Source organism: Pantoea anthophila (assembly GCF_026104315.1).
Taxonomy (GTDB): Bacteria; Pseudomonadota; Gammaproteobacteria; order Enterobacterales; family Enterobacteriaceae; genus Pantoea; species Pantoea anthophila.
Window position 1 is genome coordinate 3,388,206 of the sequence record NZ_CP110473.1, and the last position, 16,120, is coordinate 3,404,325.

A 16,120-nucleotide genomic window follows, 5' to 3' on the forward strand; every position below is an offset into this window, starting at 1 on the left:
AGCTGTCACCCCTTAGGCACGAACGCGTGACAGAACATCATCAAGCTCGCTGACGCTCTCTCCAATCTGTTCAACAGAACCCGCGAGCAGATTAGAAGCCTTCGCCATTTCCACGTCCAGTTTGCCCAGCGTTTTATCAAGGCTGCGTAAAACACCTTCAGAGAAGTCTTCGAAACCTTTTCCGAGTACGCCACTGACATTTTCCATAAAAGCTTGTGCTTCACGATTGTAGCCCTGAAGACGCTCACCATGTAGCTGAAGATCGGCGATGAATTTGTTGCGGGTGGTTTGTTCAGACTGCGTGTTTGCGGCGAGCAGCTCCAGCATGGCAATGGATTTGCTGATGGCTTCCCGGTTGTTACGATAATCAGCCACAACGGAAGTGAGTTCGCTGGTGGCAAGGGAGAGCGATGAGCCGGCCGATTGCGTTTTATTCAACACGTCAGCGGTAAGGTGGTTTGCTTCCGACACCCGATCACCTGCATGTTCAAAGCGTTCGGCAGCCAGACGCATTTTGTCTGCGCCATTTTGCATATCCTGAATTTGTCGGTTGGTTTGTTCTGCGAGTAAGCGAAGTGTTTCTGTCGTTCCCTGATGCTGGCTGGCAACAGTGTCGATCAGTTGTTTGATCTGATCGTCTACCTCACTCATCACACGCTGTGTCTGTTCATGCAGTGACTGCTGATTGGCTTGCTGAGTCGCTGAAATTTGCTGCTGACCCTTATCAATCTGCCCAAACAGGCTACCCAGTTGTTCACTAAGCGACTCGACAGAGGCTGCCATTTTTTCCATTGTGGCGCTTTGCCCCTGCTGCACTGAATTCTGAATGGCTTCAATAAAAGCGGTCATATGTTCTGCCTGGGCTTTTTCTCGCGCCTCGCTATCAGCGAACATTTTTTCCAGTTGGCGAGCCATTCGCTCACCGGCACCTTCACCTTCCGCGCCAATTTTAGCCACCGAGGCCTGAAGGCTGGTGAGCATGTCATTCAGGCCAGCCTGCATAGCCTGCTGGCCAGATTTCATCTCTGATAACAGTTGCTCGATGAGCTGCGCGCTGCCCTGGCGGGAATCATCGCTCACCTGACGCATGTCCTGTAATAACGTGGCGAAACCGGTTTGCATTGTTTGAATAGCGCCAACAGTCTGCCCCATCATGTCATTCAGATTTGTAAACTGCTGTCCAAAGGTGGTATCAAGTTTCGCCATAAATGCAGTCAGCACATCCTGCAGCATATTCTGCACCATGCCGCTTTGGTCGCCGCTGGCGGTCTGAACTGCACCCGCGATTTTTTCCAATGGTGACTTCAGACTATTTTCAATTGCACCACTCACCTGGTCGGCAAACTGTGCACCCGATTCGCGATAGGTGTTACTTAATGTATTCGCCAGTCGTTCATTTTCAATTTTCTGGCTTTCGGCCAGACTCAGTAACATATCGCGTAAATCGGTAACCAGACTCTCTTTCAATTGGCGTGCCTGAGTTGCGCTTTCACTACTGGATTTCACCAGCGAGGCAAGGTACTCCTCGCCCACACCGCTGTCATAGAGAGAATCCAGGGCCGCAGTGAATTTTTCCAGATACTTGTAGCATTTAGCGATAGATAGCTTTTCCAGCCAGGTGACCAGAATGGAAGCAAAAATAGCAAATGCCGAACCCAGAAAGGCATATAGCACATCGTGCAGCAGATTATTGACGCTACTAGTGACCTGCTCAGGTGTAGTGGGATCGAAATGGTTGAGCCCAATCATTAGTCCGTAAAAGGTGCCGATAATTCCCACGCCTGTCAGAATACCGGGCAGATGTTTAAAGAACTCAGTGTTTAGCGGAATATCAACCAGTTGTTGTTCTGAGAAAAAACTTGCGCTTGGTGCTGTAGCGCGAACTCGAACAATTTTTTCTTCTCCGTTCTCAAGTTCACGCTGTGGGTGCAATGATTCTTCAAACTCGTTCCACGCATGCCTGAGTTCTGGCCGCTGAAACAGGCTTTGCAGATAAGCTATCTGAACCTCTGGCTCGCTTTTTTCAATGCTGTTGATTAATCGTGTGTATTTTTTCAGGCTACTAATAATTCTGATGGCTCTGACTAAATAAAAGAAAATAAAACATATGACGGCAAAGGTAACGAGGCCGATGACTGTGACAGGTACCTTATGGGGTTCCACAGATGTAAGTGTCACTAAAAGGGAATTAAGCCAGGACATTGTTTTACCCGTTAAAATATTATCCATAATAAGAGTAACTATCAGCAATTAAATCAATAAGCCGTTGATTGATATGCAGTAGTTTTTAGTGTGTCTCTAGGCTAACCCTGAATAGCTCCTGTCGTTCAAGAAATGAACGGCATAAGAGGGACAAGCAGGCGAGACGATGAGCTAGTTTCCTATTTTTTACCCGGCAAAAGCAAATTTCTTCACGCGGTGTCGTTTGTAATCGCTCACGTTCCGGGTATCATTTTGCGAACTGCATTCCAAATCTGCATTTGTAATAAGCGTGACTGCTTTTCACTACGATCTACCCCCGAGGATTTCATGAACAACCCTGAACGACAGTTTCTTACTGAGCTGGATAACAAATTCTGGAAGGCGGCCGACAAGCTGCGCGCCAATATGGATGCCGCCAACTACAAGCATGTGGTACTGGGGCTCATCTTCCTGAAGTATGTTTCCGATGCCTTTGAGGCCCGCCAGCAAGAGCTGATGACCCTGTTCCGAGATGTCGGTAATCCTGACAACATCTACGCTATGTCGCGTGATGATTACGACTCTGATGAAGAGTATGCCCAGGCTATCCGGGACGAGCTGGAAGTTGAAGATTACTACACCGAGAAAAATGTCTTCTGGGTACCGAAAGCTGCGCGCTGGGAAACACTGAAAAACAAAGCCATGCTGCCGACCGGCACGGTGTTATGGGTGGATGAAACGACCGGGCAGGAGATCAAGCTGCGTTCTGTTTCCTGGCTGGTGGACAATGCGCTGGATGAAATTGAAAAAACCAACCCGAAATTAAAAGGCATTCTGAACCGCATCAGCCAGTACCAACTAGGCAACGAAGTGCTGACCGGACTGATTAACACCTTCTCTGATGCTAACTTCAGCAACCCGGAATACAACGGTGAGAAACTCAATTTAAAAAGCAAAGATATTCTCGGCCACGTTTACGAATATTTTCTCGGGCAGTTTGCGCTGGCGGAAGGCAAACAGGGGGGCCAGTACTATACCCCTAAAAGTATCGTGACCCTGATTGTCGAAATGCTGCAACCCTACAACGGGCGCGTGTATGACCCGGCGATGGGTTCTGGCGGGTTCTTCGTCTCCAGCGACCGCTTTATTGAAGAGCATGCCGGCGAGAAACACTACAACGCCGCCGAGCAGAAGCGCAATATTTCCGTTTACGGCCAGGAGTCCAATCCAACCACCTGGAAGCTGGCGGCGATGAACATGGCGATCCGTGGCATCGACTTTAACTTCGGCAATAAAAACGCCGACACCTTACTGGACGATCAACACCCAGATCTGCGTGCCGACTTCGTGATGGCTAACCCACCGTTCAACATGAAAGAGTGGTGGAGTGCGAAGCTGGAAAACGACGTGCGCTGGAAGTACGGCACACCACCGCAGGGCAACGCCAACTTTGCGTGGATGCAGCATATGATCCACCACCTGGCACCAAAAGGCTCGATGGCGCTGCTGCTGGCCAACGGTTCGATGAGCTCCAATAGTAATACGGAAGGTGATATACGCCGTCAAATTATCGAGGCTGATTTGGTTGAATGTATGGTAGCTTTGCCGGGTCAACTCTTCACTAACACTCAGATTCCCGCCTGTATTTGGCTTCTGACTAAGGACAAATCAGGCGGTAACGGTAAGGCGCATCGTAAAAGTGAAGTGCTGTTTATTGATGCTCGCCAGATTGGGTTTATGAAAGATCGCGTACTACGTGACTTTTCGACGGATGATATACGCAAGATTACCGATGCTTTTCATGCCTGGCAGAAAGATAAAGATTATGAAGATGAGGCCGGTTTCTGTTTTGCAGCCACACTAGACGATATAAAGAAAAACGATTTTGTCTTGACTCCAGGACGCTATGTTGGTGCGGTTGAACAAGATGAAGATGATGAGCCATTTGCGGAAAAGATGGAACGATTAACTGTGCAGCTAAAAGAACAATTAGAAGATAGCGCCAAACTGGAAGCACAAATTAAAGCAAATTTAGTGGGACTTGGTTATGAGATCTAATCTAACTTATTCTCTTAATGAAATTGCAGAGATTTATGATGGTCCTCATGCAACGCCCAAGAAACTAGAGAAAGGGAATGCAATTTTTTTAAGTATCTCCTCTATAGAGAATGGCAGGTTGAACCTGGAAAAATCATCCTTCATATCCGACGACGATTTTGCTAAATGGACGCGTAGAGTGACACCTCAAGCTGGAGACGTCGTTTTTTCTTATGAAACAAAAATTGGCGAGGCATCAATTATTCCTGAAGGGCTACGGTGCTGTTTAGGTAGGCGTATGGGATTACTAAGAGCCAAAAAAAATAAGGTATTACCTCAGTATTTGCTCTATGCTTATTTATCCCCAGCATTTCAGGATGTAATTAGAGAAAAAACGATCCACGGTAGTACTACTGATCGTCTCTCAATCAAAGAGATGCCTTCTTTCAAGATTGAACTACCTGATATACATACACAAAAAAAAGCAATTAAAATTTTAAGTGCAATTGATAATAAGTTATCTAAAAATACTGAAATAAATCAGACCTTAGAACAAATGGCGAAAGCATTGTTCAAAAGCTGGTTTGTTGATTTTGAACCTGTAAAAGCCAAAATGGCAGTGCTGGAAGCGGGCGGTTCGCAGGAAAACGCGACCTTTGCGGCGATGACGGTGATTTCCGGGAAGGATGCCGATGCGGTGGTGGGGTTTGAGCGTGAACATCCTGAGCAATATGCTGAGTTAAAAGCTACAGCAGAGCTGTTTCCGTCCGCGATGCACGAAAGTGAGTTGGGGGAGATTCCGGAGGGGTGGCGCGTTGTTGATTTATCAAACGTAGCGTCATTGAACACAGAATCATGGTCGAAAAAAAAGTCTCCTGAGTCTGTTAGTTACGTAGACTTAGCAAATACTAAATGGGGTGTTATTAATTCTACAGAAACGTATCAATTTTCAGACGCGCCAAGTAGAGCAAAAAGAATATTAAAGCCGCACGATACCATCGTTGGTACAGTTCGGCCAGGTAATGGATCCTATGCTTATATAAGTAAAACAGGATTAACCGGAAGCACTGGGTTTGCTGTATTGACCCCGAAGGATAAAATCTTTAGTGAGTATGTTTATCTCTGCGTTACATCAAATGAGAGCATTGAGCGTCTGTCCCATTTAGCTGATGGAGGCGCTTATCCAGCAGTGAATGCAGATGTTGTTCTTTCCACACAGTGTGTGCTGCCCGTCGAACGAGAAAAAATAGAGGCTTTACTAAAAATGTTCAGTTCAAGAACTGAAGTATTTTTCTCGTATCGAGCAAATAACTTAGACCAGAATGAGGTGCTCTCGAGTATACGAGACACCCTACTCCCCAAAATCCTCTCTGGCGAAATCACCCTGCCAGAAGCCGAGCAGGCAATAAGCGAGGTGGAAAATGTATAAAGTTGATACGCCCACTAACAGCCTGCATTCTCTACAGGAAGTCTCCTTCAGCAGTTTGGGTTATACCGAGCGGGGCAATCTGCAGGAATGGCTGGCACAAAACCCTCAGGCGCTAACTCGCGATAATGACGATGAGCTGCTGATTATACAAAAAGAGTTCGCCGGGTTTGACGACACCAAAGAGCGCCTTGACCTGCTGGCTATCGATAAAAAAGGAAACCTAGTGATCATCGAGAATAAGCTCGATGACTCCGGGCGCGATGTTGTCTGGCAAGCGCTCAAATACGCCGGCTATTGTGCCAATCTGCGCAAAGAGCAGATTCTGCAGATCTTCCAGCTTTATCTGGATAAATATGAGCCAGAGGAAAATCGTCCGGCGGCAGAAGTGCTTGCTGAATTCCTCGAATATGAAACGCTGGATGAAGTTTTAATCAACCAGAGCCGCACTCAGCGAATCATCATGGTCGCCGCCAGCTTTCGTAAAGAGGTGACCAACACCGCTCTGTGGCTGATGCAGTTTGGTCTGCGTGTACAGTGCTTTAAGGTTAAACCCTATAAATTTAATGACGATGTATTCGTTGATATCCGCCAGGTGATTCCCACGCCGGAGGCTGAATCTTACATGATCGGCATGGCGCAAAAAGAGGCGGAAGAACAATCCGTCAGCGGCGGGGTGAAACCCGTTCAACTGATGCGAAAAGCTTTCTGGACAAGGATGCTGGAGCGGCTCAAATCCAGCACCTGTAATTTATATAACAATATCAGCCCATCCACCGATCATTGGCTTAGTGCAGGTTCTGGTATTAGCGCCGTATCCTATAGCCTGATTTTTAGTAAAAAAGAGATTCGGGTTGAGCTGTGGATTGCCAAAGCCTCTGCAGAGAGCAATACCTTTGCTTTTAACTGGCTGCATGAACGCAAAGAGCCAATTGAAAACGCGTTTGGTCATGCGCTTAAGTGGGAACCTCTGCCAGGTAAAAAATCCTGTCGCATTTCCTATGCCATCCCGGCGGTCAGCCTTGACGAAGCCAATTGGCCTGAGATGCTCGACTGGCTGCTGGTAAACCTGATGGCGTTTGAAAAAGCATTCGCTCCCTTTATTGCTCCACTGAACATGGCGCTCAAAGAGATTTCAAACGCGCCGGAAGAAATGGAAGACACTGAGACAGAGGAAGCCTGATGCTGAGTGAAGACGATTTAGAACAACAAAGCCTGCAATGGTTTGCTGAACTTGGCTGGGAAGTACTGCACGGACCGGATATTGCGCCTGATGGCAATAATCCGCTGCGTGCTTCCTTTCACGATGTGTTTTTACGTCCGGTGTTACTGGAGCAGTTACAAAAAATTAATCCACATCTTCCGGTTACCGTGCTGGATGAAGTAATACTGCGTATCGCTCATGCGCAAAGTCCGGATCTGGTCGTCAGTAACAAAGCGTTTCACCACTTGCTTCTCGACGGCGTACCGGTGCAGTACAAGCAGGATGATAAAGTTATCCACGATAAAGCATTGCTGATGGACTTTAACCTGCCGAAGAATAACCGCTTTACGGTTGTCAATCAGGTTGCTATCCAGGGAACGAAGCAGGTACGTCGCCCGGATGTCATCAGTTATATCAACGGCCTGCCAGTAGCGGTAATCGAGTTAAAAAGTCCAGTTGATGCCAATGCTGATATCTGGGCAGCATTCAATCAGCTACAGACCTACAAAAACGAACTCAGCGACCTGTTTATCTGCAACGAAGCACTGTTGGTCAGCGACGGCTATAACGCCCGTATCGGCTCTCTTACCGCGAACGAAGAGCGCTTCCTGCCGTGGAAAACGCTAACCAATGAAGACGACAAGCCGCTGTTTGAGTGGCAACTTGAAACTGTGGTTAAAGGATTCTTTAACCGTGAATTACTGCTCGACTACATTCGTTATTTCATCCTGTTTGAAAACGATGGTAAACGGCTGATTAAAAAGATTGCCGCTTATCATCAGTTCCACGCCGTTCGTGAAGCGGTGGCAGCGACAATTGTGGCCTCTACTGGTAAACACTTGACGCTACGCAGCAACATCACGCCAGGCAGTAAAAAAGCGGGCGTAGTCTGGCATACGCAAGGTTCCGGTAAAAGCATTTCGATGTGCTGCTACGCTGGTAAGCTGCTGCAACAGGCGGAAATGAATAACCCGACCATCGTGGTGGTGACCGACCGTAACGATCTCGATGGGCAGCTTTATGCTACGTTTTGCCATGCACAGGACTTGCTAAAGCAGCAACCACTTCAGGCGAACGATCGCGACCAGCTCCGTGAGATGCTTAATGCCCGCGAATCTGGCGGAATTATTTTTACTACCGTGCAAAAGTTTGCTCCGCTGGACGGCGAACAAACTCATCCGGCGCTCAATCTACGCGGTAATATCGTCGTCATTTCCGATGAAGCGCACCGCAGCCAGTATGGCCTTAACGCCACACTGAATCGGGAAACGGGCGCTTATAAGTATGGTTACGCTAAACATATGCGTAATGCGTTACCCAATGCATCGTTTATGGGCTTTACCGGAACACCGGTATCTTCCGAAGATAAAGACACCCGCGCAGTGTTTGGTGATTACGTCTCTATTTACGATATTCAGGATGCTGTGGAAGATGGCGCAACCGTGCCTATCTACTATGAATCACGTCTGGCAAAACTTGACCTCAACCATGAAGAGCTGGAAACACTGTCTAATCAGGTGGATGAGCTGGTCGAAGATGAAGAGACCGATCAGAAAGAGAAAACCAAAGGCGACTGGAGCCGCCTGGAAAAACTGGTAGGCTCTGAACCGCGCATTAATCAGGTTGCTGCCGATTTAGTTCAGCATTTTGAGGCCCGTAACGCAACGATGAATGGCAAAGCAATGATTGTTGCCATGAGCCGTGATATCTGCGTGAAGCTGTATGATGCGCTGGTGGACCTACGCCCGGAATGGCACAGCGATGATGTTGAGAAGGGTGAAATCAAAATCATCATGACCGGCTCAGCTTCCGATAAAGTAAATCTCCAGCCTCACATCTATAATAAGCAGACTAAAAAACGCCTTGAAGCACGGTTTAAAGATCTTAACGATCCGCTAAAGTTGGTGATTGTGCGCGATATGTGGCTTACCGGGTTTGATGCACCATGCTGTCATACCATGTATATCGACAAGCCGATGCGCGGGCATAACCTGATGCAGGCCATTGCACGCGTCAACCGCGTCTTTAAGGATAAACCAGGCGGTTTGGTGGTGGATTACATCGGTATCGCCAATGAACTAAAACAGGCATTGAAAACCTATACCGATTCTAAAGGCAAGGGACAGACGACTGTCGATGCCCGTGAAGCTTTCGCTATTCTGCTGGAAAAGCTGGATGTAATTCATGGGATGTTTGCTAAAACACCCACCGCTGCCGGGTTTGATTACACCGGTTTTGCAGAGATACCCCAACGATTTTTACTCAAAGCCGCAGACTACGTGCTGGGTCTCGATGACGGTAAAAAGCGCTTCTTTGATGTTGTACTGGCAATGAACAAAGCATGGTCACTATGTAGCACACTGGATGAAGCTCAATCTTTACAGAAAGAGATGGCATTTTTGTCTGCGGTGAAAGTGGCAATAATCAAGCTGACAACAACTGACAAGAAATTCAGTCAGTCAGAGAAAAATACGCTACTCGGTAAAATTCTCGATAACGCTATCGTTGCGAACGGTGTGGATGATGTTTTTGCACTGGCAGGTCTGGAAAAACCAAATATCGGATTGTTGTCAGACGAGTTTTTGGAAGAAGTGCGTGAAATGCCGCAGCGCAATCTGGCAGTGGAACTGTTGGAGAAACTGCTAAATGACGGCATTCATGCCCGTACTAAAAACAACGTAGTGCAGGAGAAGAAATACTCAGATCGCCTGAAAGCCGTGCTGCTCAAATACAATAACCGCGCCATAGAAACTGCTCAGGTCATTGAAGAACTGATCCAGATGGCAAAAGAGTTTCAGGAAGCAATGGCGCGTGATGAGTCGCTGGGGCTAAACCCGGACGAAATCGCCTTCTACGATGCATTGGCGGAAAACGAGAGCGCAGTGCGAGAACTGGGTGATGATGTTCTTAAGAAACTGGCTATCGAGGTCACGTTGAAACTTCGTAAATCAACGACCGTTGACTGGCAGGTTCGGGAAAGCGTACGGGCGAGATTACGGATTCTGGTGCGTCAGACGCTGCGTAAGTACAAGTACCCACCTGACAAAACACCCTATGCCGTTGAACTGATACTGAAACAGGCGGAAATGGTGTCTAATAGTTGGACTAATTGATCGGTGCTATTTAATTCAATATGGGGACAAAATGAAGGTAAGTGATTTTATTTTTCAATTCAAAATAAATCATTTTTCGCGAGATGAAGCACTATGTCGCATACGAATATTTGCTAATAACAATACCCTATTCGCTTTATTAACGGATTTAGGTGATAAAAGCGGTCCAACCAGTGTAACTAACTCTGTAGAAAATATCCGCGAGCAGTTAATTGAAAAGGGATTTATAGATGGAAAGACAGTTATCATTGAGCATTATGAAAAGCTTTATTCAGGGTATGGTACTTTTGATTTAGTTACCTTCGGTAGAAACAATTCTCCGGAATGGAAAAAAACAACACTAAAAAAAACACAAGAACTTCTTGATTGCTCTCACGAAGAATTACTTGACTACACACTAAAAAACGAGAGGCTCTTTAGGCAAGTTGAAAAACTTTATCATGCCATTTGTCCTTTTACAAAAAAAACTTATGTCGAAGATAGTAATGTAATCATTAAAAGACTCAAATTAGCGGAAAACTCCATAACAAAAAAAGAGATTTTAGAGTTCATTCAATCAACCCCTACTGAACGTGAACTGGCTAATTTTTTAAAACGAGACTTATCTTTTTTTGCAAAATATTATGCTCACCCAGAAGAGGAATACATTATTATACCAGAACTAGGCATTGCTAACGGTTTTGTCGATTATGTTCTTCTTTCAGGTCGTTCACGAATGGATGTTACCTTTATAGAAATAAAAGGTGCAAATTTCAACCTTATGAACCAATCTGGTTACGGTAATTTTTCTCAGAAAACAAATGAGGCAATACAGCAAGTAAGAGACAGGATAACTAACGTTTATAGAGACTACTCTAAATATAGGATTTACTTTCATGAAATTAGAGAAAAAATCGAGAATAAAACTTACTCCAAAAGTTCGTTAATTGGTCCCAGAGGTAAGTTGTGCGTCGATCCAGACAAAGATATAAATATCAGAAGTGTTGTGATTGCTGGTCGTTCTATCAATGATCTTGAAGAAAGTAGGCAGCGCCATAATATAGCAATCACTTCTTCCCCACCTATAAGTTTAGAAAGCTGGGATAGTTTAATAAATAAATATTAGGCTGCCTGCTTCGGATGGAATTATCACTTACAATGGTAATTGATAGACATGATAACAGAACCAGAATTGATAAATCTTTCAAGCCTGAGGGGATTTATTTAGGTCGTCTAAAAAATATTTTATTGAAAATAAAATGCTATAAAGAGAATGTCGCTGAAATGTCAGAAAAAAAAGCCGCCCTTAAGCGACTTAAATTTGCATACTTGGTGCCGAAGGCCGGACTCGAACCTAACTCTCCATAACATGCTGTTCTTGCGTGCCGATTCGTTTCAAAGACGGAAATTGTAGGATCTCTAAGTCAGAGAAGCTACAACAAACAGTTGGTTTCGATTCAGTAATAATATTAGAAGCCCAAGTAGCCAAATCGTTATTTTGCATTAGCGCAAAATATGTCTAAAAAGTGATAAATGTCATTAAACTGAGCGGGACTTTGGCTCACAAATCTTAAACGCAACTGCGTTCATATTGCGGAAGGAATGCAGAATAATTCCCCACTAATTTTTACATTATATAACTTGTTGATATGTATTTACTTCTACGGAAAATAGATTAACTTTACTAGAAGGAAACGCCACCGTAAGGCATACGTAACGCACCTGCATTTTAATGTTTCATTGACTCCTTTAGAAGCTAAGCGCTGATGAAATGAGGGGCCTATCCGTGTCAAATGAATACTGTTAAATCATAGTGAATTAGAATTCTTAGCCTTACACTTGGGCTACTTTTTCAGTTTGTCCCACCGCACTGCGGATACGATCCCCCAATTGCCATTAGGATTAGGCCTACGCCATTTTGCCGTCTCCATACTACGGAGATACTCAAGCGCTTCGGAAAAGGTGCCAAAACGCTTCTGAGCCGCTTTATCACCTACGCCAAACGAACCATCGCGACTGCTCGCAAGTCCAGGATTAAAGCACGAGCCATCGGCTGCGTATGGAACCAACAGTTCCAAGTCATTATCTTCAGATGAGTCAGACGCTAACAACTGCCACGGCTCAACACTGAGAGCGTTAGCCAGCACCTCGATCGCATCCAGAGACGCATTAGAACCGCCGCGTTCAATGCGGCTCATATAGCTACGTGCGAACCCACACCGATCAGCAAACGCTTCCTGGCTCATTCCGGTGGCTATACGTAGTGCCTTTACTCTTAGTCCAAACAAAGTTCGAAGGGCCTTTTTCATCCTCATGAATTTGCTCAGATGTCCACCAAAGAGCCACGCTCCAATAGTGACATTTTGAATCAAAGCATTATCATGCGGTGAAAACCACCACGTGAGTGGATTCTAAGGGATAACAACATGTCACAAACACTGATTATTAAGTCCTGTTTTCCAGCCAAGCCTTTAATGGCCATTATGCTAATTGCTGCGTCGTCTGCAGCTTGTGCAGCGGAAAGCATTGATCAACTAGCAACTCGCATTGGGATGGATCACTTTCGGGAGGCGATTAAGAAGGGCGACCGCAACGCCTTTAAAACCCTGCCAGCAAAAGGCTACAAAAACGGCTTCTCCGGGTTACTGCTTAAAACGAATACCTACATTAATCCTGCATACAGCTTTGCTGATTGCGATACAGACACTATTATTACCTCGTTGCAAGAACATAAAAGGTTTCCCGGTTGCCGCATCTCTTTAAAGCTAGCGACAAAAGACGCAGACGGCAGTTATCACGACAATGGAATCCGCGTTGAATACGGTATTGCCATCGGATCTAAAAAGTTTATCGCCAACAATTCAATGTGGGCCCAACATGCCATCAGCGGTGATAAGGTGCTGGAAGGTGCTGTCCACCCCGATAAAAAAAATAATCATAAAGATCGAACATGCATGGGTATGGCTCAATTTACCGCAAACGTAACTGAAGACCGAAACGGTGGAATGACCAAAGGGGAGTATTATCAGCGTCTCGATAATATGAATGGCAAGCCAGAAGTCACACCCCAGATGATCGCACTCTACAAGACTTTCATTGATTATGTGTATGAACATCCGAAACAGGACGCCCAAGTTTTATCGTCATTCATTTACACTACCTGTATGAATAATTTTTGATTCTCGGCTTTTTTTAAGATCTAGATATGACGACTCTCCGTTCCATCCAATGTAACTTGAATGCAATACTCAGCAAGAGACTGATTTATGGATTTATCTAGCAACTCTCGAGAGATGACAGCATGAATTATATTCGTTAGGAGTAGGCTCAGGGTAGAACTCAAATTTTCAAACTATGCAGTAGCAGTTAATGGAGTATTATTTATATGTTACCACAATCAGCGGATTTACTTATTTAGTTGATTGAGTATGTCTAACGTAGGGAATAATGTTCAGCTTCTTGGTTGACCCAGATTTGAAGACTATGCTCTAATAAACTAAGGTATATCATAGGCCATTAAATATTTCACATACATTAAATGGCCTATAAATACCTAGATAATGATATTTAGATAGAATGAGATGAACTATATACATTAATAGAAAGGGTTTTATCATGACATATACGCAGCTTTCAGATAGTTCTTTCTGGTCAGCGTTACAACAAAGAAAAGATCTTGAAAAATATGGGAATCTAAACTGCGCATTATATGCGATAGAGTTACATAACAATATAGACAGCATTGAGCTGATAGCCCCCGACATAATAACTGAAGGAGGAGATGATGAAAATATAGACATATTAATGACCGATAGGGAAAGCAAACAAATATATCTAATTCAATCTTATCAATCTACTATATTCAGACCTCAAGGAGCTAAACCATCTAAGGCTCAAGAAACCGCCTATGCAGAAACCGCTTTACTTTCCGCTGACATAGAGAATATACCTCTTAGAATAAGGGATCAGGTAAAAGATGCAAGGGATGCATTACGAAATAATGAAATTGAGAAAATAAATGTATGGTTCGTTCATAACTGCCCTGAAACAGCAGAGTGTGAGAAACCTCTCCATTCGATTGGCCGCTCGATCATGGATAAATTAAAACAAATTTATCATATAGATAGCATGAGAGTAAGTTCCAAACAAATGGGCTTGAATTCACTTGATGAACTATACAACTCTCAGCACAGTCCGATTTTGATATCAGATAAAATATCGTTAACCGGGATGCATGGCTTCTATCAAAATTCAAATGAAAATTGGGCTTCTTTTTCTACCTTAGTTCCTGGTAAGTTTATTAAAGAGCTATATAATAGTTATGGTGAAGATAAGTTATTCAGCGCTAATGTGAGATCTTATTTAGGTAGTAATAAAAAAGACCTTTCAATTAACAATGAAATACAAAATACCGCTATAGCACACCCAGAGAATTTCTTTGTATTTAACAACGGCATTACCGCATTAGTCCATGATTTTGAAATGGATTTTATCGAAGAATCCAAAACTCTCGGTCAAATTAAAAGTGTTACAGGTATTTCTATTGTTAATGGAGCCCAAACCACCGGCAGCATATCAAACTTAGGGAAAGAACCAGATGATGCTTTAAGAGTTGCGATTAGGTTTATAAAAGTAAACAATTCAGAGCTAATCAATGAAATAACGCTTGCTAATAACTCACAAAATAAGGTCTTGCGCTCAGACTTTCGTTCCAGTGATTCCATACAAAAAAGGTTAAGAAAGGACTTTGAGAAAAATAAAGAAGCTTTATATACTGGTGGCCTTCGTCAAGTATTAACACCTGCTCAAAAAAGAATTTTATTACCTACGGATACAGTCGCACAAATCCTGATCGCTTTTCATGCTCATCCTACAAGCGCATATCATCGGAAAAAAGACATTTGGGATGATGAAGACCTCTATAAAAAAGCTTTTGATGATACAATCACAGTAGGTCATATTATCTTCGTTTATTCACTAAATGAAGCAATAAGCCAGATAAAGTCTGATTTCAACGAACAATTTAGGCATAATCAACTTCCTGAAATAGATACCATCAAACATAAGTTACTGACTCAACCAGGAGTATCATTATTGCTAATCCATGCTATAGCCAGCATATTGGAAATAATATTAGGCTCAGCCATCCCCAATAAATACACATTATCCTTCAAAGAGGGAGTCAACAGAGAAAATGCTAAAAAACTATGGTTTCCGGTAATAAAAAGAGTATTAACTAGATCTGCGATACTGGAACCAGCAACGGAAGGAAGGTTATCCAAAAGCAAAGAAATATCAGAAATAATATCTCGTTTCCAGAGTGACATGGATATGTATCGAGATGATTTTAAAGAACTACTTCCTGAATTCATCGCAAAAATCCATTATTAGTTTTTAATTCAGCCCTCACACGAGGGCTTTTACTCTTCAAGATTAATCTTCTTTCCTTTGATAACTTTCAATACTAACTAAATTGTTATCAAACTAATAATGCAGCTATAGTCCCTCTGGAAACGCCATATTCCCGCGCTAACGCGCTAACACTAATCCCATTATTCTTTTTCTCGATAATAGCCCTACGTGCTTCAGGGGCGATTTTCGACGGTCTACCCAACTTCTTGCCTTCGGCTTTTGCTCGTGACAGCCCCGCCTGAGTGCGTTCAATTAAAAGATCGCGCTCCATCTCTGCTACCGCAGCAAGCATCGACAACAGGAGCTTACCCGCAGCGGAGGTGAGATTAGTTGTGCCAAGCTGGTGGACGATAACCTTGATATTACGGTCAGCCAATGCCCTAGCCGTCTGAAGAATATCAATAGCATCACGACCAAGGCGGTCAAGCTTAGAAACCACCAGCGTTTCCCCATCCCGGATTTTGTTCAACAGCTCAGAGAATGCTTGACGTTGCATAGCTGGAATCTTCCCGCTCACAATATCTGCAAACCAAAAGTCGAACGCCCACCCGGCTTGTTCAAGTTCTAGCCGTTGGTTCTCAGCATCCTGCTGCGATGTAGAAACACGCCCGTAGCCAAAAGTTGCCATTACTATCTCCTCATCCAACCCCTGCCAGAAAACGGTGTCAACTTAGGATGGTCTGCCAGAAAAGCCAAGGCTAATTTTCCAACAGTGTGAAAGAATGAGATTGGAGGATGCCGATAACCGGTCATTTGTTGGCACCCATC

General features: G+C 44.2%; 10 protein-coding genes. 7 read left to right on the plus strand and 3 right to left on the minus strand.

What is annotated here, in order from left to right:
* Nucleotides 1–12 precede the first annotated feature (12 nt).
* Entirely contained in the window at nucleotides 13–2,202 is a 2,190-nt protein-coding gene (gene zorA1, locus OJ965_RS18360) for a type I Zorya anti-phage system protein ZorA1 (protein ID WP_265139292.1), read from the minus strand.
* Between the two features lie 327 nt (nucleotides 2,203–2,529).
* On the opposite strand from zorA1, the gene OJ965_RS18365 reads away from it, so the two are divergent.
* The 5 genes from OJ965_RS18365 to OJ965_RS18385 are packed head-to-tail and all read left to right on the plus strand — an operon-like array spanning nucleotide 2,530 to nucleotide 11,066.
* Nucleotides 2,530–4,239 (plus strand): class I SAM-dependent DNA methyltransferase, encoded by a 1,710-nt coding sequence (locus OJ965_RS18365; RefSeq protein WP_265137305.1) that lies wholly within the window; start codon nucleotides 2,530–2,532, stop codon nucleotides 4,237–4,239.
* Nucleotides 4,229–5,647: a restriction endonuclease subunit S gene (locus OJ965_RS18370; RefSeq protein WP_265137307.1), complete on the plus strand. Its 1,419-nt coding sequence runs from the start codon at nucleotides 4,229–4,231 to the stop codon at nucleotides 5,645–5,647. Before OJ965_RS18365 ends, OJ965_RS18370 begins: the two co-directional genes overlap by 11 nt.
* Entirely contained in the window at nucleotides 5,640–6,827 is a 1,188-nt protein-coding gene (locus OJ965_RS18375) for a DUF4268 domain-containing protein (protein ID WP_265137308.1), read from the plus strand. Before OJ965_RS18370 ends, OJ965_RS18375 begins: the two co-directional genes overlap by 8 nt.
* Nucleotides 6,827–9,961 carry a type I restriction endonuclease subunit R gene (locus tag OJ965_RS18380; RefSeq protein WP_265137309.1) on the plus strand — a complete coding sequence of 1,045 codons (3,135 nt, stop codon included), beginning with the start codon at nucleotides 6,827–6,829 and terminating at the stop codon, nucleotides 9,959–9,961. Before OJ965_RS18375 ends, OJ965_RS18380 begins: the two co-directional genes overlap by 1 nt.
* Nucleotides 9,962–9,992: 31 nt before the next feature.
* Nucleotides 9,993–11,066: a DUF4263 domain-containing protein gene (locus OJ965_RS18385; RefSeq protein ID WP_265137310.1), complete on the plus strand. Its 1,074-nt coding sequence runs from the start codon at nucleotides 9,993–9,995 to the stop codon at nucleotides 11,064–11,066.
* A 718-nt stretch (nucleotides 11,067–11,784) separates the two neighbouring features.
* On the opposite strand, the gene OJ965_RS18390 is transcribed toward OJ965_RS18385, so the two are convergent.
* The gene (locus OJ965_RS18390; RefSeq protein WP_265139293.1) at nucleotides 11,785–12,249 is read right to left on the minus strand and encodes a helix-turn-helix domain-containing protein; all 465 of its coding nucleotides are present in this window, start codon (nucleotides 12,247–12,249) and stop codon (nucleotides 11,785–11,787) included.
* Between the two features lie 117 nt (nucleotides 12,250–12,366).
* Between OJ965_RS18390 and OJ965_RS18395 the strand changes: the two genes are divergently transcribed.
* A complete protein-coding gene (locus OJ965_RS18395; protein ID WP_265137311.1) occupies nucleotides 12,367–13,119 on the plus strand; it encodes a hypothetical protein in 753 nt (250 codons plus the stop codon).
* A gap of 436 nt (nucleotides 13,120–13,555) precedes the next feature.
* Complete coding sequence (locus OJ965_RS18400) at nucleotides 13,556–15,331, plus strand: AIPR family protein (RefSeq protein ID WP_265137313.1); 1,776 nt, start codon at nucleotides 13,556–13,558, stop codon at nucleotides 15,329–15,331.
* An 88-nt stretch (nucleotides 15,332–15,419) separates the two neighbouring features.
* On the opposite strand, the gene OJ965_RS18405 is transcribed toward OJ965_RS18400, so the two are convergent.
* Entirely contained in the window at nucleotides 15,420–15,980 is a 561-nt protein-coding gene (locus tag OJ965_RS18405; RefSeq protein WP_265137315.1) for a recombinase family protein, read from the minus strand.
* Nucleotides 15,981–16,120 lie beyond the last annotated feature (140 nt).